Raw genomic sequence first — 18,086 nt, 5'->3', positions numbered from 1 at the left:
GATGGCAGAAATCGATCTTGCAGAGTCCCGCCAGAACCGGCTGAAGAGCGGCATCCCCCCTTGGAGCCACGCCGGGCCGAAACCCACCTACCAACCACTTCAGGACAATCTCAAAGTCGACGCCATGGTGATCGGCGGCGGGATTACCGGTGCGTTGATGGGCCAGCTCCTTTCGGAACGCGGCCTGTCCGTGGTCATCGTCGACCGCGAGACGCCCGGTCTCGGCAGTACGGTTGCGAGCACGGCCATGCTGCAATGGGAAACCGACCGGACGCTGGGCGAACTCGAGCACTTCTATGGCTTCGAGCGCGCCGTCGGTATCTACAGGCGCAGTGCCGCCTCGGTCGCCGGTCTCTCCAAACTGATCGTCGCCAACCGAATCGCCTGCAATTTGCTGCCGCGGCAATCGCTGTTTCTGACCAGCAACCAAGAAGGCGCTGGTGATCTGCTCCGGGAAGTCGAGCTTCGTCGCCGGGCGGGCCTGCCAAGCCGATATCTGGAGCACTGCGATCTCTTCACCGAGTTCGAGCTCGATCGCGATGCGGGCATCCTGTCGCGCGGCTCCGCGGAGGCCGATCCGCTGCTCCTGACCTGGGGGTTGCTGGACATTGCCGTGAAGCAGGGCGCACGTCTCATCGGAGCCTCGGCGACTAAGCTCCATTGCGAAGGCGGGCATGTGACGGCCGAGACCAAAGGCCCGTTCGTCATCGAAGCGGAAACGGCAGTGCTTGCCACCGGCTACGCCATGCCGGGCATCGACATGCCGAAACTGCACCGGACGACGTCGAGCTGGGCTCTGGCGACGATCCCACAAGATCCGGCAGCACTCTGGCGCGACCAAGTGCTGATCTGGGAAGACAGCCACCCCTATCTCTACATGCGGACGACGCCTGATGGGCGGATCATCGCCGGCGGCGAGGATGACGACACCGTCGATCCAGCCACCCGCGACGCCAAGCTTGCCGCAAAGGTCATGACGATCCGGGAAAAGATGAAACGGCTCTGGTCGAGGGCCGATACGAGCGTTGCGACGGCATGGTGCGGCACCTTCGGCGAGACGTCGGACGGACTGCCGCTGATCGGTCCGGTTCCCTCCATGCCGCAGGTCTATGCCGCCTATGGCTACGGCGGCAACGGTATCACCTTCTCCTATCTTGCAGCCCAGGTCATCGGTGCAATGATCGGCGGCGTATACCGCGACTGGTTCGATGATTTCGCCCTCGATCGCGACGCACCGGCGTTCCTTGAACGTCCGATCAAGACCGACGAGCGCCGGCAAAGTGCCGTGAATTAATTCGTTCTGTCCCGCAAGCCCTCGCCGGAGCTTTGTCCCGCCCGACTTACTGCGTTGTCTGGTCGTCGCCCATGTCCTCGACATCCTGCAGCCGGACGAATTCGACGCCCTTGGCCTTCAGGTCGAGGATCGCCTTGGCGACGCCCTCGCCGGCCGCGTGGGTCGGCTGGTTGATGTGGGAGATGACCACGTCGCCGTCCTTGGCCGACGCTATCCGCTTTTCCGTGACGTTAGCGCCGAGTAGCGAGCCACCGTCGCCGTTCACCGAGTAGCCGGCTATGCGGTATCCCATTTCCCGAATCTGCACGATCGAGGAACGGTCGTATTTGGCTGTCGAGCCGCGGAACCAATGCGGTGGAGCAATGCCGGCCGCGACCATTGCGTCGGCGCCGCCCTGCACTTCCTGGCGAACGGCCTCCGGCGAGCCGGCTGACGGAATGCCGTAAATCGATACCGGCTTATCGACCGCGGGAACATGGTTCTGGCCGTGGTTCTCGAGTTCGAAGAGATCGGGATTCTGCAGGAAGACCTGCAGTGCCTGCGGATTGTGCTTCAACCAGCGGGCGGTAACGAAGATCGTCGCCGGAATCCGCTCGCGCACCAGCACCGAGAGAATGCGGTCGTCGGCCTTGCCCATGCAGGCATCGAAGGTCAGCGCCACGCGTGGATGACCCTTGAGGCCCGAACTGGCGATGCGCAGATGCGGCTCCACCAGCCTCGGTCCGGCCGCCGTCCCTGGTGCCTGCACAACCTTCGAGGGCGTGGTGGCCGGAGCATCCTCAAGCGGAAGCGCCGCAGCTGCGGCTAGAGAGGCAGAGGCGATCAGCAACGCCGGAACGAGAAAAAGACGATTCATACCAAAGAGAAGCCGTTCGTGGTTCAAGCGCTGCATAATGCACGTGGCGTTCGGACGCCATGTGGTTTGATGCCGCTTGCGGCCGCTTCTGCGATTCGCCGTCGGCTTCACCCACAGAGCTGATGCCCGAGGACTAAGGCCTCACAAAGGCAACGCCTGCAACCCCTGCCGGCTTGGCCTCGGATCAATCATAGAGATAGTATTTTTCCCACTTTTCACGCGGGACCTTGTCGCCGATCTTGTAGGAAAGCTCGCGGACATTCATGTGCTGCGGACCGGTAATGCAGGTATAGGAAAGGTGATACCAGTCGCCCTTGCTGCGGAACACCGCGCCTGGCGCCTCCAGCTTGTCATCGCTGGGAACCGGATCCTTGAACGTGTAGGCAATGACTTTGTCGGGCTTGTAACCGGTCGCGTCCTTGTTGATTCGGCTCATCGCCTCGGTGTCGCAGCTCTGTTCGAGACGGGTCGCGGGATCGAGCTTTTCGAGTTGCTTCTTAATGGCGGGATCAACTGCGAAGGCCGGAACAGCAAGGCTAAATGCGGACAGAAGCAACACGAGACGTTTTGGCATTACGGTGGGATTCCTTTGCATTCTCATTCCGGAATCACCTGTGAAGAACCGAGGTTTTGACGGTCGAACAAGGTGCAAATTCCGGGCGACGTAGCGGACTTTCTTAAACAATATGGTGACATCAAGGCAACGTGAGTATTCCTTCGGTTTTGCCGCAGAGCTGTCTTCGGCGCTTGATCCGGCGCATGCGCGCCTCTATCTCTTGCCGACCTGACATCACGTTTCCGGAGCCTTCCTTGACCGTCTTCAAGAACCTGCCGAACCCGCCCGTCGCCGCCAAGAAGCCGATCTCGGATACGCGCCACGGCATCACGCGCACCGATGACTACGCCTGGCTGCGCGCCGACAACTGGCAGGCGATGTTCAAGGATCCGTCGATCCTCGACCCCGCGATCCGGCAACATCTGGAAGCCGAAAACGTCTACATGAACGCGGCGATGGAAGACACCAAGGCGCTGCAGAAGACGCTGTTTTCGGAGATGCGTGGGCGCATCAAGGAAGACGACAGCTCCGTGCCGATGAAGGACGGCGATTACGCCTACGGCACCTTCTTCGTCACCGGAGGCGAACAGCCTCGTTATTTCCGCATTCCGCGCAATGGCGACGTCAAGGACGAGACGATCCGCACCGTCCTGCTCGACGGCGACAAGGAGGCCGCCGGCAAGGCCTATTTCCGGCTTGCCGGCCTCGACCACTCGACCGACCACAGCCGCGGCATCTGGGGCTACGACGACAAGGGCTCCGAGTTCTATACGCTGCGCGTGCGCGATCTGGCGACCAGCGAGGATATGGCCGACGTGATCGAGAACACCGGCGGTGGCGGTGTCTGGGCGCCCGACGGCAAGAGCTTCTTCTACTCGGCGCTCGACGAGAACCACCGCCCCTCGAAGGTGTTCCACCACATTCTCGGCACGCCGCAAGGGCAAGACCGGTTGGTCTATGAGGAGAAGGATGCGGGCTTCTTCATGGGCGTCGGGGGTTCGCTGCTCGACGACTTCATCTACATCGACATCCACGATCACGAGACCTCGGAATACCGCCTGCTCTCTACCAAGGACCTGACGGCCGAGCCCAAACTGGTGGCCGAGCGCGAGGAAGGCATCGAATACTCGATGACGGAAGGCGGCGACGTCTTCTACATCCTGACGAACGACGGCGACGCCAAGGATTTCAAGATCATGGAAGCGCCGGTTGAAAACCCGGGCAAGGCGTACTGGCGCGAGGTCGTGCCGCACAAGCCGGGCACACTCATCATCAGCCACATGGCCTATGCCCGCCACCTGCTGTGGCTGGAGCGCAAGGACGGCCTGCCGCAGATCATGATCCGCGACCGCAAGACCGGCGAGGAACACGCGATCGCCTTTGCCGAGGAAGCCTATTCGCTCGGCCTGCAGGGTGCCGCGGAATACGAGAGCGACATCATCCGCTTCTCCTACTCCTCGATGACGACACCGAGCCAGCTTTATGACTACAACATGGTGACGCGCGAGCGCACGCTGTTGAAGACCCAGGAAGTGCCTTCCGGCCACAATCCGGATGACTACGTCACCCGCCGCGTCTTCGCGCCCGGCTGGGACGGCGTTGAGGTGCCGGTGACCCTGCTCTATCGCAAGGACACGCCGCTCGACGGTTCCGCGCCCTGCTTGCTCTACGGCTATGGCGCCTACGGCATCACCATTCCGGCCGGCTTCAACACCAACTGCTTGTCGCTTGCCGATCGCGGCTTCGTCTATGCCATCGCCCATATCCGCGGCGGCAAGGACAAGGGCTTTGCCTGGTACGAAGACGGCAAGATGGAAAAGAAGACCAACACCTTCAAGGACTTCATATCAGCCGCTGACTATCTGAATCAGCAGAAGTTCACCTCCTATGCCAACATCATCGCAGAGGGCGGCTCGGCAGGCGGCATGCTGATGGGCGCCGTTGCCAACATGGCGCCAGAAAAATTCGCCGGCCTGATCGCCGCCGTTCCTTTCGTGGATGTGCTGAACACCATGCTCGACGACACGCTGCCGCTGACTCCGCCGGAATGGCCGGAATGGGGCAACCCGATCGAGAGCAAGGAAGACTACGACCACATCGCCGCCTATTCGCCTTACGACAATGTCGGCGCGAAAGCCTATCCGCCGATCCTGGCGCTCGGTGGCCTCACCGATCCGCGCGTCACCTATTGGGAGCCGGCAAAGTGGGTTGCACGGCTGCGCGAAAAGACGACGGGCTCCGCGCCGATCCTGTTGAAGACCAACATGGATGCCGGCCACGGCGGCGCCTCGGGACGCTTCCAGCGTCTCGAGGAGATCGCCTTCGAATATGCCTTCGCGATCAAGGTCGCGGGCAAGATGTAACGGTTGGGAGGAGCCCGTGACGGTCTATGTGGCGCTCCTGAGGGCGATCAATGTCGGCGGCACGGGCAAGCTGCCCATGGCGGAGCTGAAGGCGGTCTGCGAAGGGCTCGGCTTCAGCGATGTGAAGACCTACATCCAGAGCGGCAACGTGCTGTTTCGCGCCGACGAAGCGGAAGCCGACGTCGAGCAAAAGCTGGACGACGCACTCGGAAAGTTGCTCGGCAAGGAACCCGGCGTGATGCTGCGCAGCCGCAAGGAACTGGAAGCGATCGCCGCCAACGCGCCCTTCCCTGACGCAAAGCCCAACTATCTCCTCGTAAGCTTCCTGCCGGAAGCAGCGCCCGATGACGCTCTGGACAGGATGGTCGCGCCCGATGGCGAAGAGGCGGTTGTCGCCGGGCGCGAAATCTACGTCCACTTCCCTATCGGTTCCGGCAAATCTAAGCTCAAGCTGCCGGCTTTGAAGCCGGGAACGACGCGCAACCTCAACACGGTGCGCAAGCTCGCCGAAATGGCTGGAGCAATGGAGGATGGGGGCTAGCGGCTGATCACTGGCGGACGATCGGCGGCTGAAACAGGAGCTTCACAAAGCTGCGCAGCACAAGGACCTGATCGGCGAGCCCCTGCGGTTCCTTCAGCGCCTTGGATAGCACGATGCCGCCTTCCAGCACCGTCGAGACCATGTCGGCCAGCTGGTCGATCTCGATCGGTTCGCGCGGAGCGTAGACCACCATGATCTCCTCGAACATGCCGCGGAAGCGCCGGCGCCAGGCGAGCACTGCCTGCTTGTTGGTTTCCTGGATGTCGCGGTCGAACAGGCGCTCATAGTAGCAGACGGTGGCGACGAGGCAGCCGGGGTGGCCGTTCGGAAGGTCTGACAACAGTTCTGCGAGCAGCTTCAGGCCGAGCAGGAAGGATTGCAGCGGATCGTCGGCGAGTTGGTGGGCGCGGCTGAAGATCTCGTCGTAGATGCGTTCGTCGTTTTCGATGTAGCGCTCGAGCAGCGCCTTGGCGAGCGCGTTCTTGTCCCGGAAATGGTAGAAGAAGCCGCTCTTGGTGATGCCTGTCTCGGCGATCAGCTCTTCGATCGAGGTGCCGCCGAAGCCCTTCTGCAGGACGGCGGCTTCGGCCACATCCAGGATGCGGGTTCTTGTCTCCTCTCCCTTGCGCATTAGATCCCCTGTACCGCCAGTACGGTTTTCGTCCGCCCGCTCTGATCTCGATGGAGGCCGTCTCATCAACCGCTCCACGGAAGCGGTTGAAAACAAAGGCAAACATCATGCGATGCCGAACTATACCGCAAGTCGGCTAGTTTCGCAGCCCGGAAGCGGAGAACTTGTTCATGAGAATTGCTCGCAAATAGAGGGCCCCGAAACAGGGGGATCGTCATGGCCAAGTACAGACATAGCCTGCCGCAGCTCAAGGGCGGCACATTCGTCACCGACGGCGGCATGGAAACGACCTTCATCTTTCACGACGGACTGCAGCTTCAGCATTTCGCGTCCTTCGTGATGATGGCGTCCGAAGAGGGCCGCGACCGGCTGCGCGCCTACTACCGCCGCTACCTCGACATTGCCCGCAAGCATGGCGCCGGCTTCATTCTCGACAGCCCGACATGGCGGGCGAGCCCGGATTGGGCGGAAAAGCTCGGCTACACGCCGGAGGCGCTGCATGACGCAAACGTTCAAAGCATTGCCCTGCTTGCAGGCCTGCGCGAGCGGCACGAGGAGCCGGGGCGGCCGATCGTGCTCAGCGGCGCCATGGGGCCACGCGGCGATGGGTACAAGGCCGGCCGGATGAATGCGACTGAGGCCGAGGACTATCACAGCGTCCAGATCGGCAGCTTTGCCGAGAGCGATGCGGACATGATATCCGCCGTCACGCTGAACAACATCGACGAGGCCATCGGCGTCGCGCGGGCCGCCGCTGCCCGGGATATGCCCTGCGCGATCTCCTTCACTGTCGAGACCGACGGCAAGCTGGTGACCGGCCGCAGCATGCAGGAGGCGATCGAGACGACGGATGCGGCGACCGGCGGCTCGGTGGCTTATTACATGATCAATTGCGCGCATCCGACGCACTTTGCCGAGGCGCTCGATCACCACGCCGAGTGGACGAAACGCATCCATGGACTACGCGCGAATGCCTCAAGCATGAGCCATGCAGAGCTCGACGAGAGCGAGACACTGGATGCGGGCGATCCCGTCGATCTCGGACAACGCTACCGGCAGCTGATGTGCAAGATGCCGCAGATCAGGATCGTCGGCGGCTGCTGCGGCACCGATCATCGGCATGTGGCCGCGATCTGCGACGCCTGCCTGCCGGCACTTCCGAGTGCCGCCTGACGGTCAGTGCTCGGAAGCGTGCGCGGCCTTGCCGGCATCATGGCCGCTGATATCGGCGCCGGCGCTTCTGGAGAAGCGCAGGTTCCAGAACGTCGCGGTGATCGAGATCGCGGTGACAAAGAGGAAGGCGGCGGAGAAATCGCGCAGCTGTGGCGTCTCGCTGCCGTTGAGCGTCATCGACGTGTGCAGCGCCAGCGCACCGACGCAGATGCCGAGCGACAGCATCAGCTGTTGGAACGTCGTGTAGAAGCTGGTGGCCGAGCTCATGCGGTCGCGGTCGATCTCGTCGTAGGCGACGGTGTTGTAGGCCGTGAACTGGAACGACATGAAGAAGCCGCACATGACGAGGATCGCGAAGATCAGGCCGAGCGGCCAGTCGGGCCGGAAGGCGGCACAGAGGGCATAGCCGAAGGTGGCGATGATGCCGTTCGCGACCAAGCTGCTGCGGAAGCCGAAGCGGCGCAGCACCCGGGGCGCTACGGCTTTCATCGCCATCGAGCCGAGGGCTGCGGCGGTGACGAGCTGACCGGCCTTGGCCGCGGACAGGCCGAAGCCAAGCTGGAAATAGAGCGGCAGCAGGAAGGGCTGCGCGCCCTGTGTGATGCGGGTCAGCGAACCGGCGATGACCGATGTGCCGAAGCTCGGCACCTTCATCAGCGAGAAATCCATGATCGGCGACGGATGGCGACGGGCGTGCCTGAGATAGGCGACGCCGAAGAGCAGACCGACGGCGATCAGGAACAGCGAGAACGCGCCCTCGCCCGGTCGGCTGGAGCTTTCGAAACCGAACAGCAGGGAGCCGAGCGCAATACCGGAGAGGATGAAACCAATCGTATCAAACCGGCGCTTCGCCTCGCCTTTGAAGTCTTCGATGAAGATCGAGACCAGCGTGAAGCCGATGATGCCGATCGGTACGTTGATGTAGAAGATCCAGCGCCAGTCGAGATAGGTGACGATCAGACCGCCGACCGGAGGGCCAAGGATCGGGCCGATCAGCGCCGGCACCAGCAGCCACGACATGGCGTTGACCATGTCCTTGCGGGAGACGCTGCGGAGCAGCACGAGGCGCCCGACCGGCAGCATCATCGCGCCGCCTAGCCCCTGCAGCAGTCGCGCCAGCACGAGACAGAGGAGGTTCGGTGACAGCGCGCAGAAGATGGAACCCGTGACGAAGACAGCGATCGCCGAGCGGAAGACGGTGCGCGAGCCGAAGCGATCGGCAATCAGGCCGCTTGCGGGAATGAAGATCGCGAGACTGAGGAGATACGAAGTCAGCGTGATACTCATCGACGGGGCGCTGACGCCGAAATCCCGCGCCATGGTCGGCAGCGCCGTTGCCAGGACGGTGGCGTCGAGTTGCTCCATGAACATGGCGCTCGCGACGATCATCGCTATCACGCGGAAGTTCGGCTTGGCGCGCCCGATGGCAGCCGCCTGGTAGATCTGATCCGACATCGTCAGGGATCACTCGCAGTGGCGTGGCCGGCGCGGAAGCGATGGCCGCGGTATGGTATGGCGTAATGCCAAAAGGGGATTAGAGATCTTTGTATACGCCCGCAAATGTGGCGTCGTTATGCTGATATGGCAGGGCAGCCGTGCCGCCAGGGAATGGCTGCGGTACTGGAGCGCCACACGACCAGCCGAAAGGCTCACGGGCAAGCGGCCTCAGCTTGCGTCATGCGCGCCCGAGCCCTACCTAAAGCTTATGACCTTAGCTTCGAACGCCTCCAGCTCCCGGCCCTTCTCCTTCGACAACAGCTATGCGCGGCTGCCGCAACAGTTCTTTACGCGCCAGGCTCCCTCGCAGGCCGCCGAGCCGTGGCTGATCAAGCTGAACGAGCCGCTTGCGGAAGAACTCGGCCTTGATGTCGAGGCGATGAAGCGTGACGGCGCGGCGATCTTCTCGGGCAACCTCGTGCCTGAAGGCGCCGATCCCTTGGCGATGGCCTATGCCGGGCACCAGTTCGGCTCCTTCGTGCCGTTGCTCGGCGACGGGCGGGCGATCCTGCTCGGCGAGGTGATCGATCGCAACGGCCAGCGTCGCGACATCCAGTTAAAGGGTGCCGGCCAGACGGCCTATTCCCGCCGCGGCGACGGCCGCGCCGCGCTTGGTCCGGTGCTTCGGGAGTATATCGTCAGCGAGGCAATGTATGCGCTCGGCATCCCGGCGACCCGGGCGCTTGCTGCGGTTTCGACCGGGCAACCCGTCTATCGCGAAAACATTCTGCCCGGCGCTGTGTTTACCCGTGTTGCCGCAAGCCATATCCGTGTCGGCACCTTCCAGTTCTTTGCTGCGCGCGGTGATACCGACGGCGTGCGGGCACTAGCCGACTATGTGATCAACCGGCACTATCCGGAACTTAGGGACAGAGACAATCCCTACCTCGCGCTCTACGAGGCCGTCTGCGAGCGACAGGCGGCGTTGATCGCCAGGTGGCTGCACATCGGCTTCATCCACGGCGTCATGAACACCGACAACATGACCATTTCGGGCGAGACGATCGATTTCGGCCCCTGCGCCTTCATTGATGAATACCATCCCGGCACCGTCTTTTCCTCGATCGACCAGGGTGGCCGCTATGCCTATGCCAATCAGCCCGGCATCGGCCAATGGAACCTGGCGCGGCTCGGCGAAACGCTGCTGCCGCTGTTCGATACGGATGCCGAAAAGGCGCTCGAACTCGCCAACGCGGTGATCCAGCAGTATGGCGAGCGTTTCCAGATCCATTGGCTGCGCGGCATGCGCGAGAAGATCGGCCTCGCGACCGTCGAGGATGGCGATCTGGAGCTCATCCAGTCGCTGCTTGCCGCGATGCAGGCGCAACAGGCCGACTTCACCCTCGCCTTCCGCCGTCTTTCCGACGCTGTCATTGCCGGTGATGGCGAGGCTTTGTTCCTCTCGGCCTTCCGCGAACCGGATGGCGCGCGCGAATGGCTTGGCCGCTGGCGCGACCGCCTGACCCGCGATGAGGGCCGGACCGAACCCGACCGTAGAGCGGCGATGCGCGCGGTCAATCCCGCCTTCGTTCCACGCAACCATCGCATCGAGCAGGCGATCAGCGCGGCCGTCGAGGAAGCGGATTTTTCGCTCTTCGAGGCACTCCTTGCGGTTCTCGCCAAGCCCTATGAGGACCAGCCCGCATTTGCGGCGTACATGGAGCCGCCGAAGCCGGAGGAACGTGTGCTGCAGACCTTCTGCGGCACGTGATCGGGTGAAACCCTCCCAAGCCTGACACCTATGGTCGCAGTTGACGCTGACTGCGGTCGCTCTATCTCGCTGATTAGCAGCGTTTTCCCGGCACCATCGGGCGCAATCCCCGAGGATCGCACGGCACCGACGCAGCCGATCTCCGACCTCACTTTCTCGCCACCGCCGCTGCAGGAGAAGGACATGTGGGGCTGACGCTGCTCGACCAGCTCGCCTGCCGCATCGATTTCCATCGATACAAGTACGAGGGCTGCTACACGCCGCCGTCACTGGTGGGGTCGATCATATATCCCGGTAATTTCGGCACCTTCAACTGGGGCAGCCTCGTGGTCGATCCCGAGCGGCAGATCATGTTCGGCATGCAGACCTATCTCGCCTTCGCCTCGCGACTGGTTCCGGCCGTACCCCGCCGAAGAGCAAGGATGAGAAGGGCAGCGAACAGGGCCTCAACCGCAACGACGGCGCTCCCTACGGCGTGTTCATGGGACCGTTCCTCGGACCGCTGAAGATCCCCTGCCAGGCACCGCCTTGGGGCTATGTCGCCGGCGTCGATCTCCTCACCAGCAAGACGGTCTACAAGCTGAAGAACGGCACGGTGCATGACATGACGCCGCTGCCGCTGCCCTTCAAGGTCGGCGTGCCCGGCATCGGCGGCCCGATGCTGACCAAGGGCGGCGTCGCCTTCCTCGGCGCCGCTGCTATGTGATCGGCTACGCGCTTCCCTGAAGCCCTGCCGGATGGCCGCCGTTGACGACGGCCATCCCAGTCCCGCTTCCGCAAGCTCCAGGCAGGACTGCTGCGCCATTCTCCTGCGCATTGTTTAAAGGAGAAATTTTCATGAAGATCGGCAGCAGCATTTCCAGCACCTACGGACTGAGCAACCTCTTTTCCCAGTCGGGCCAGCGCAACAAGCAACAGACCAGTGATACCGAGGTCAGCGTTCGCCAAAGCGGCGCGGCGCTGCAGCCAAGCAGCACGCCGACCTCGATCTCCAGCACGATGTGGGCGCTGCAGGCAAGCGGCACCGTGACCATGGACGGCACGGAAGATCCCGCGAAGGCACGCCATGACGCTGTTGTCTCCGAGTTTACCGATCTCGCCAACAAGACTCCGGCGGAGCGGATCCGCGACAGCATTCTCAAGAGTCTTGGGATCACCGAAGATGAGCTGGCGTCAATGCCGCCGGAACAGCGCGAGGCCATCGAAAAGCAGATTGCCGATGAGCTGAAGCGGCAGCTGACCGGCGATGACAGCAAGGACAAGCCGAGCGCCGATACAATTGTCAGCGCCTAGACCGTTCAGGGTCGAGAGGCGATCGACTCGGACGTAGCTTCGAGTTCCCTGTGCCGATCGCTTCGGCCTTGTCGAAAACACAGATGGCACATGCCGTGAAGGCGGCATTGGCCCGATGCAGACGTTGCCTTGCAACTTCGAGCCCAAAGCCCATCTGGGCGCCGGATCCCCTCTATTCAAGGTGCCTTACGTTGACGCGGGGGGGACGAGGGACACGGAATGTCTGCACCGCTGCTGAGGGAACTGTCCGCGATCACAGCCGCTTGGCCATCCAAAGGTGCGGCTGGCCCTCGTCCTGGTAATCGACATCGCTGATCCGCGTATAGCCCTGCTTGGCGTACAGATCGTGCGCGTACTCCTGGGCATGCAGCTTCACCAGTTTGGCGCCGACCTTGCGCGCCGCCTCGTCGCTCGCAGCGACGATGACACTCGCCAAGCCCCGGCGGCGAAACGCCGGCATCACGGCTACGCGGCCCAGCAGGTACGTCTCCCCTGCTGTCACGCCCTCGTCGAGGATGCATGTGGGCGACTGCGGGCTCTCGGGCGCAAGTGCTCGCTCCACTTGCTCGGGGAACAGGCGTGAGCAGCCGGCAAGCTCGCCATCGATATAGAGCGTCACGTGCACGCAGGCGGGGCTGTCGTCGATGCCGTCGAACTCATTCTCATAGCCCTGCTCGTCCATAAAGACAGCGCGTCGCACCGCAAAAGCATCGTCGCGCGCGTCGGTCTTGATCTGCGGAGACATACAGGGCCCTTTTCCACCGGTTCAGCTGCGCACGATTATATAGGCAGGCAAATCATGATTGTATCGTTTGGGCGCGCCTAGTCACTTCGTATTTGTCCGCGTCTGGCGCAAGGGCGGTCGAGCGAAGAGGGGCAGCTGGCGGCCCAAAGGAGCCATGAAATCCGGGCCGATATGCCGGCAACAGATGTAACATTTACCGTAACGTACTTACCGGTGCTTGAAAGGAATGGTGTGCTCGGTCGGCGAGCATTGTTGCCGTTCGCCTTCGAATTGACCGGAGCCCATCATGAGCAGGACACCAGATAGCCTACTACAAGTCACCCGCCGAAACGCCATGAAGAGCAGTATTGGAGCGGCGGCACTAGCTGCCCTGGGGACGCGGGTGGCAGCACCGGTGGCCTTCGCAGCAGCACCCATCATCGCCACAGCAGAAAGCGTCCAAGCTCAGTCGGTTGGCGCGGCTCCCGATATCACCATGCCAGCCACCGGGGTTCTGATGCAGCCGGGGTACGCCAAGACCATTGCGCAGATGGCATATGTCTGGGGTTGGCCGATGGTCAACATGCTGAACCGCAATGCCAAGATCACGCAGGCTCCATATCCGGGCCTGTTGGGCGGCATCCTGCCAGCCGCTCCGCGCGGACAGGTGGGCATGCTTCACGACTACATCGAACCGTCCGAAACCTTTGTCACGTGCCCCAATCAGGATGTCGTCTATGGCCTCGGCTTCTTTTCGCTCGACGATGAGCCGGTGGTCGCACAGGTACCTGACTTTGGAGACCGCTTCTGGGTCTACGCCCTGTACGACCACCGCACCGACCAGTTCGGTCATGTCGGCAAACCATATGGAACGAAACCGGGATTTTATCTGCTGGTCGGCCCTAGATGGAACGGCCTGAAGCCGAATGGAATTACTGACATCATCCGTTGCCCGACAGCACTGGCAAACGCCATACCGCGTATCTTCCAGGACGATACGCCCGAGGACAAGAAAGCGATCCAGTCAGCAATCGACCAGGTCGTATTCTATCCGCTGAAGGACTTCAGCGGCGAGATGAAAACGATCAAATGGGCCTCAGCCAAGGAAATTCCCGTGCCGCAGTCGTCCGACCCTGATGGCGGTGGTGGGGAGACGAAATGGGTCATTCCGGAAAAGTTTTTCGATCAATTTGGCGAAGTCCTTGCCAAGGTCGATCCTCTTCCGGGCGAAGAGGCGATGTACGGCCAGTTCCGGCTACTGCTTGATACAGCGGACAAGGATGCGGACCTAAAGAAACTGCTCGTGGAGACAGCCGTTGAGACCGAGAAAAATGTCATTGGCCCATTCTTCGAATGGAAGCACAATGGCCGACCGGCAGGCAACGGATGGAACCGTTCGACCAACAATGCGCAATTCGGTCTCGACTACTTCAACAGGACCGGAACGTCGAAGTCGAACATGTTCGACAACCGGCCAAGCGAGACGCAGTATTTCTACACCGACTATGACGCTGCCGGTAAACAGCTCTCCGGGAACGGCAGTTATTCCGTCACCTTCGCGAAGGGACAGGAACCTCCGGTCAATGGCTTCTGGTCGCTGACGCTCTACAACGACAAGCATCTGTTCCATGCAAATGATCTCAAGCGGCATTCTCTCGGCACCAAGAACAAGAACCTTAAGCGAAACAGCGACGGTTCGCTCACGCTCCACGTTGGTGCGAAGTCTCCAGGCAAGGACAAGGAAACCAACTGGCTCCCGGCACCGGACGGAAGGTTCTCGCTCTACATCCGCGCCTATTGGGGCAAGGAAGGCATTTTGGACGGTTCATGGCAACCGCCAAAGATCGAAGCAGTGAAGACCTGATAGCCCGCCTTTAGGCGGTGTGGCGGGTACCACTGGTGCCTGCCCCTTAGGCTTCGCAAATGACCGCTTTTGGCGCTTAGCCACCGTCCGCCAATGTCGGCCTTCGGCCCCAAGCAGTCTTCCGTCTGTCATGGCACTCGGGAATCCATTTCAGGATAAAGAACAACGCTCTCCTGCGCAGTTGGTTCGTTGCGCGCCCCGACAAATACGGCTGGTTCGGCTCCCCGATTGACGGCCACGTGCAAAACGTTGGCGGGGATGTATAGATAATCTCCGGGGTGCATCAGATCCCTATGCTGTAGTTCATCGCCACTCCATAGCTCCAACTCTTCACCGCTCAACATGTAGAAAGCACTCTCGTGGCGCTCATGCACATGCGCCTTGGTGCGTCTCCCAGGCGGGATCGTAGCGATCCCGAGCCACAATGCGGCTGAGCCAACTGACTCCGCACTAATGCCGGGCAGGTAATCAGGCCCCTGTTCAGCTTGGTATCCCGCGTCCCCTTTGGATATCGAGGCCTTGCCCCGCGAGAAGCCCAGACTTGCATCGGTTCGTTCTTTTGAAATCGTCATTTTGATCTCCTCTGTGCTAGCTTGGCGACCTAGGCAAAAGCATCACAAGAAGACCGACTGGAGTCCTTAATGGGAGGCCAAAAAGTCCCGAATTCTTCTGAAGAAACCGTGGCCGCTAGCGTCGTGCCGCAACTGTTCGCGTTCGGGGCGTTCATCCTCGACATGCAGCGCGGCGCACTGACTTGCGAAGGACGGCGGGTGGCAATTGGCCATAAGGGCTTGTTGCTGCTGCACGCGCTCGTGCGGGCCTCGACGCAGGTCGTGAGCAAGTCCGCACTGATGGAAGCTGCCTGGTCCACCGCGATCATCGAGGAGAGCAATCTCTCGGTTCAGATCTCGGCCTTACGCAAGATGCTGGGTCCCCAACCAGAGGGGAACGAGTGGATCGCCACCGTGCCTCGTGTGGGGTATCGTTTTGCCGGCCGGGTCAATAGCCTGCATCCTGCTGCCGTTGATACGCCCGCGGCGTTGCCCGGTTCGCCCGCGAACCCCGGCAGACCATCGATCGTGGTTCTACCGTTTGCCAATTTGAGCAATGACAAGCAGCAGGCGTATCTGGTGGATGGCATCACCGAAGATGTGATCACTGCGCTCACGAGATTTCGATGGTTTCGGGTAATCGGGCGCAATTCAAGTTTTGTCTACAGGGACAAGTCGGTCAGCGCCAAGCAGGTGGGCCAGGAACTGGGTGTCGGTTATGTGCTCGAAGGAAGTGTGCGCCGCTCGGGCAGTCGCCTTCGGGTCTCCGCTCAACTGGTCGAGACCACTTCGGCCAGTGAAGTCTGGGCCGAACGGTATGACGTGGAACTGGAAGAGGCATTCGCCGTTCAAGACGCCATCGCGGAGAGGATCGCGGGTGCGATTGAGCCAGAACTGCTGAAGACGGCGTCACTTCCCGCGGCAGCGCGGCACACGGGAAATATGACGGCGTGGGAGATAGTGCGGCAGGGGACCTGGCATTTCCACCGCGTTGGCCAGGAGACCCACCTAATGGCACGAGAGCTATTCAGGGAGGCGTGCCGGCTCGACCCCGAACTTGCCGAAGCCCATCTCTGGCTTGGTCGGGTGAGCGCAGGCATCGTCGCCTATGGATGGAGCGAGCGTCCTTCCGAAGACATCAGGGAAGGGTTGGATGCCGCCTTGGCGGCAGTTCGGCTCGACGAAAAGAACCCATACACACACTACGCGTTGGCGATCTGCAGCGCGTACGCGAATGCACCCGAACAGGCGGTCCTTGCCGCCGAAAGGGCGATCGAGATCAGCCCGAGTTTCGCCCTTGGCCACCTTGTCTTGGGAATGGCGGAGCTCTTTAGGGGTAGTGCATCCAGTGCCATAGCGCCACTGGAACACGGCCTCATGTTGAATGCCAATGACCCACAGAACTTCGTTTGGCTGAACTTTCTGGCGCTGGCCCACTTGTTTGCCGGCGACGGAGCCAACGCCCTAGCTGCCGCCGTGAGAGCCCAAAAGGTGCGCCCTGCATGGCGGCCGGTCCAAGAAACGCTGGCCTGCTGCTATGCGACCGTCGGGCGTCTTACAGAGGCTCGAACATCGCGCGAATTGATGAGCGAAATGGAGAACCCGCCAGGCGATGCTTTAGAGCCGCTGAGACAGCGGAATCCGCATTGGCAGCAACGATTGGCAGAATTGTTGGCGCAAATCCCGAGTAACCCTCTTCCGACAGGGGCCGCGCAAAAGGCGCTGCGGCAACCGACGCTCGACTAGGCCGTTCCAGATACTGCTGTCCGCAATTGGCGCGAAGCGGCCAAGACTGTTGTCTTGCCCGTCGCAACCAACGCAACCGGCTCGCTTAACGATATTCTGCGGCCGGCTATTCCGGCTTCCGGTTCATCTGCGATCCCGACGGCATCACCCGGGCTTCGCCTATCCAGTTGCGTGAACACCTCGTCGAACCCAAACCGCGGGCTCCAGTTCAACTCGCGGATGGCCGCGGCGGCACAATCCTTAGACCGCGGCGTCCCTATGCGGCCATTTCGCGAAATCGAATTCGCTCGATCAAGGTTCGAGCCCTACCCCTCCGCTGCAGGTTTCTGCACTCGGAGAGTTGCGCTAATATGTCTTGCCCCAGCGGAGATCGACGTCGTTGGACTTCCTTGCACACATGAAGCGTCGGGTATTTCTTGTTGATACGGTGGAATGCTTGGCCGGAGTGGCAGCCGTAGCAACGCTGCCCGCGTGCCTTGCGTCCGAATATGCAAATGCGGCTCAAGTCGCCAATGACGACCCGCGATTGCGCACCGAAAGGGTGGCTCTCGATACGGCTTGGGGCAAACTTGAATGCTATCTTGCCCGCCCGGACAGCACCAAGCTTCACCCCGGTGTGGTGGTGGTTCATGACAAGTTGGGTCTGACGCCGCATTTCGAGGAGGTCACAAGGCGCCTGGCCCTTGAGGGATTTGTCGCATTGGCGCCTGACTATGCTTCGCGTTTTGGTGGGACGCCGGCCGAAGGCGGGCCTGCCCTCGAAACGGTGGGAATGGAGACAAGATCAGACATGGCTGCCGATACCCAGGTAGCCTTGGTCTGGCTAAAATCCGACGGCGTGAGCAACGGGAAGATTGGCGCAGTCGGTTTTGGATTGGGCGCGACTGCGATAGACGACCTGGTCACCAAAGGGACTGATCTCAGTGGCGCGGTTATCTTCTATGGGCACCCGCCGTCGGTTGCCGATGTGGGCCCTATCAAGACGCCACTCCTGCTCAACCTGGCTGGCAAAGACCCTTTCGTAGATCCCGAGATTCCGGCGTTTGTCGACGTGGTGAAAAAGACTGGCGTAAGGGCCGAGATTTTCACCTACGAGAACACGGAGCGCGCTTTTGATGACGACAGCAACAGCGCGCACTACTCAGCCGAAGCAGCGAAGCTAGCCTGGTCGCGCACGATTGAGTTCCTAAAGGCGACTTTAGGTTAGGTCGCCGCACCTTGGTCGGATTTCGCCGAACGTGACGATTGATCGTGGCCGTGTTGCGCATGTTGGGCCGCTCCGGCAT

The 18,086-nt window shown here is 61.5% G+C and carries 15 protein-coding genes and 1 pseudogene; 10 read left to right on the top strand and 6 right to left on the bottom strand.

Annotated features, from left to right (window positions below; all coding sequences use genetic code 11):
* Nucleotide 1 precedes the first annotated feature (1 nt).
* The gene (locus FHX16_RS05630; RefSeq protein WP_183859672.1) at nt 2-1,294 is read left to right on the top strand and encodes an FAD-binding oxidoreductase; all 1,293 of its coding nucleotides are present in this window, start codon (nt 2-4) and stop codon (nt 1,292-1,294) included.
* A gap of 46 nt (nt 1,295-1,340) precedes the next feature.
* Here the strand turns inward: FHX16_RS05630 and FHX16_RS05625 are convergent, their stop codons facing one another.
* Together FHX16_RS05625 and FHX16_RS05620 are read right to left on the bottom strand one after the other, a co-directional pair.
* The gene (locus FHX16_RS05625) at nt 1,341-2,150 is read right to left on the bottom strand and encodes a polysaccharide deacetylase family protein (RefSeq protein WP_183859674.1); all 810 of its coding nucleotides are present in this window, start codon (nt 2,148-2,150) and stop codon (nt 1,341-1,343) included.
* Nucleotides 2,151-2,334: 184 nt separating this feature from the next.
* Nucleotides 2,335-2,724: a DUF930 domain-containing protein gene (locus FHX16_RS05620; protein WP_183751907.1), complete on the bottom strand. Its 390-nt coding sequence runs from the start codon at nt 2,722-2,724 to the stop codon at nt 2,335-2,337.
* 236 nt (nt 2,725-2,960) lie between these two features.
* Here FHX16_RS05620 and FHX16_RS05615 point away from each other — a divergent pair, with 236 nt between their 5' ends.
* Both FHX16_RS05615 and FHX16_RS05610 read left to right on the top strand, forming a co-directional pair.
* A complete protein-coding gene (locus tag FHX16_RS05615; protein ID WP_259126754.1) occupies nt 2,961-5,069 on the top strand; it encodes a S9 family peptidase in 2,109 nt (702 codons plus the stop codon).
* A gap of 16 nt (nt 5,070-5,085) precedes the next feature.
* Nucleotides 5,086-5,610, top strand: a complete 525-nt coding sequence (locus tag FHX16_RS05610; protein WP_183859678.1) for a DUF1697 domain-containing protein — start codon at nt 5,086-5,088, stop codon at nt 5,608-5,610.
* Nucleotides 5,611-5,617: 7 nt separating this feature from the next.
* Here the strand turns inward: FHX16_RS05610 and FHX16_RS05605 are convergent, their stop codons facing one another.
* On the bottom strand, nt 5,618-6,241 hold the full coding sequence (locus FHX16_RS05605) for a TetR/AcrR family transcriptional regulator (protein WP_183860725.1): 624 nt from the start codon (nt 6,239-6,241) through the stop codon (nt 5,618-5,620).
* 216 nt (nt 6,242-6,457) lie between these two features.
* Here FHX16_RS05605 and FHX16_RS05600 point away from each other — a divergent pair, with 216 nt between their 5' ends.
* Nucleotides 6,458-7,414 (top strand): homocysteine S-methyltransferase family protein, encoded by a 957-nt coding sequence (locus tag FHX16_RS05600; RefSeq protein WP_259126752.1) that lies wholly within the window; start codon nt 6,458-6,460, stop codon nt 7,412-7,414.
* Nucleotides 7,415-7,417: 3 nt separating this feature from the next.
* On the opposite strand, the gene FHX16_RS05595 is transcribed toward FHX16_RS05600, so the two are convergent.
* Entirely contained in the window at nt 7,418-8,869 is a 1,452-nt protein-coding gene (locus tag FHX16_RS05595) for a DHA2 family efflux MFS transporter permease subunit (protein WP_183859682.1), read from the bottom strand.
* Nucleotides 8,870-9,119: 250 nt separating this feature from the next.
* Between FHX16_RS05595 and FHX16_RS05590 the strand changes: the two genes are divergently transcribed.
* The 3 genes and pseudogenes from FHX16_RS05590 to FHX16_RS05580 all read left to right on the top strand — a co-directional run bounded on the left by FHX16_RS05590 (nt 9,120) and on the right by FHX16_RS05580 (nt 11,915).
* On the top strand, nt 9,120-10,622 hold the full coding sequence (locus FHX16_RS05590; protein WP_259126750.1) for a YdiU family protein: 1,503 nt from the start codon (nt 9,120-9,122) through the stop codon (nt 10,620-10,622).
* A gap of 87 nt (nt 10,623-10,709) precedes the next feature.
* Nucleotides 10,710-11,319 (top strand): annotated as a pseudogene (locus FHX16_RS05585) (membrane-bound PQQ-dependent dehydrogenase, glucose/quinate/shikimate family); the annotation flags it as partial.
* 140 nt (nt 11,320-11,459) lie between these two features.
* Nucleotides 11,460-11,915: a hypothetical protein gene (locus tag FHX16_RS05580; RefSeq protein WP_183859686.1), complete on the top strand. Its 456-nt coding sequence runs from the start codon at nt 11,460-11,462 to the stop codon at nt 11,913-11,915.
* Nucleotides 11,916-12,168: 253 nt separating this feature from the next.
* Here the strand turns inward: FHX16_RS05580 and FHX16_RS05575 are convergent, their stop codons facing one another.
* A complete protein-coding gene (locus tag FHX16_RS05575; RefSeq protein WP_183859688.1) occupies nt 12,169-12,660 on the bottom strand; it encodes a GNAT family N-acetyltransferase in 492 nt (163 codons plus the stop codon).
* 286 nt (nt 12,661-12,946) lie between these two features.
* Here FHX16_RS05575 and FHX16_RS05570 point away from each other — a divergent pair, with 286 nt between their 5' ends.
* On the top strand, nt 12,947-14,503 hold the full coding sequence (locus tag FHX16_RS05570) for a DUF1254 domain-containing protein (RefSeq protein ID WP_259126749.1): 1,557 nt from the start codon (nt 12,947-12,949) through the stop codon (nt 14,501-14,503).
* Nucleotides 14,504-14,631: 128 nt separating this feature from the next.
* Here the strand turns inward: FHX16_RS05570 and FHX16_RS05565 are convergent, their stop codons facing one another.
* Complete coding sequence (locus FHX16_RS05565; RefSeq protein ID WP_183751925.1) at nt 14,632-15,075, bottom strand: cupin domain-containing protein; 444 nt, start codon at nt 15,073-15,075, stop codon at nt 14,632-14,634.
* A 69-nt stretch (nt 15,076-15,144) separates the two neighbouring features.
* On the opposite strand from FHX16_RS05565, the gene FHX16_RS05560 reads away from it, so the two are divergent.
* On the top strand, nt 15,145-16,800 hold the full coding sequence (locus FHX16_RS05560; RefSeq protein WP_183859692.1) for a winged helix-turn-helix domain-containing protein: 1,656 nt from the start codon (nt 15,145-15,147) through the stop codon (nt 16,798-16,800).
* 379 nt (nt 16,801-17,179) lie between these two features.
* A complete protein-coding gene (locus FHX16_RS05555) occupies nt 17,180-18,007 on the top strand; it encodes a dienelactone hydrolase family protein (RefSeq protein ID WP_246712544.1) in 828 nt (275 codons plus the stop codon).
* Nucleotides 18,008-18,086 lie beyond the last annotated feature (79 nt).

It is taken from the genome of Rhizobium sp. BK661, assembly GCF_024808825.1.
Lineage (GTDB): Bacteria > Pseudomonadota > Alphaproteobacteria > Rhizobiales > Rhizobiaceae > Rhizobium.
Note: the sequence above shows the minus strand (reverse complement) of the source record. Positions and strands in the feature narration are given on the sequence as shown.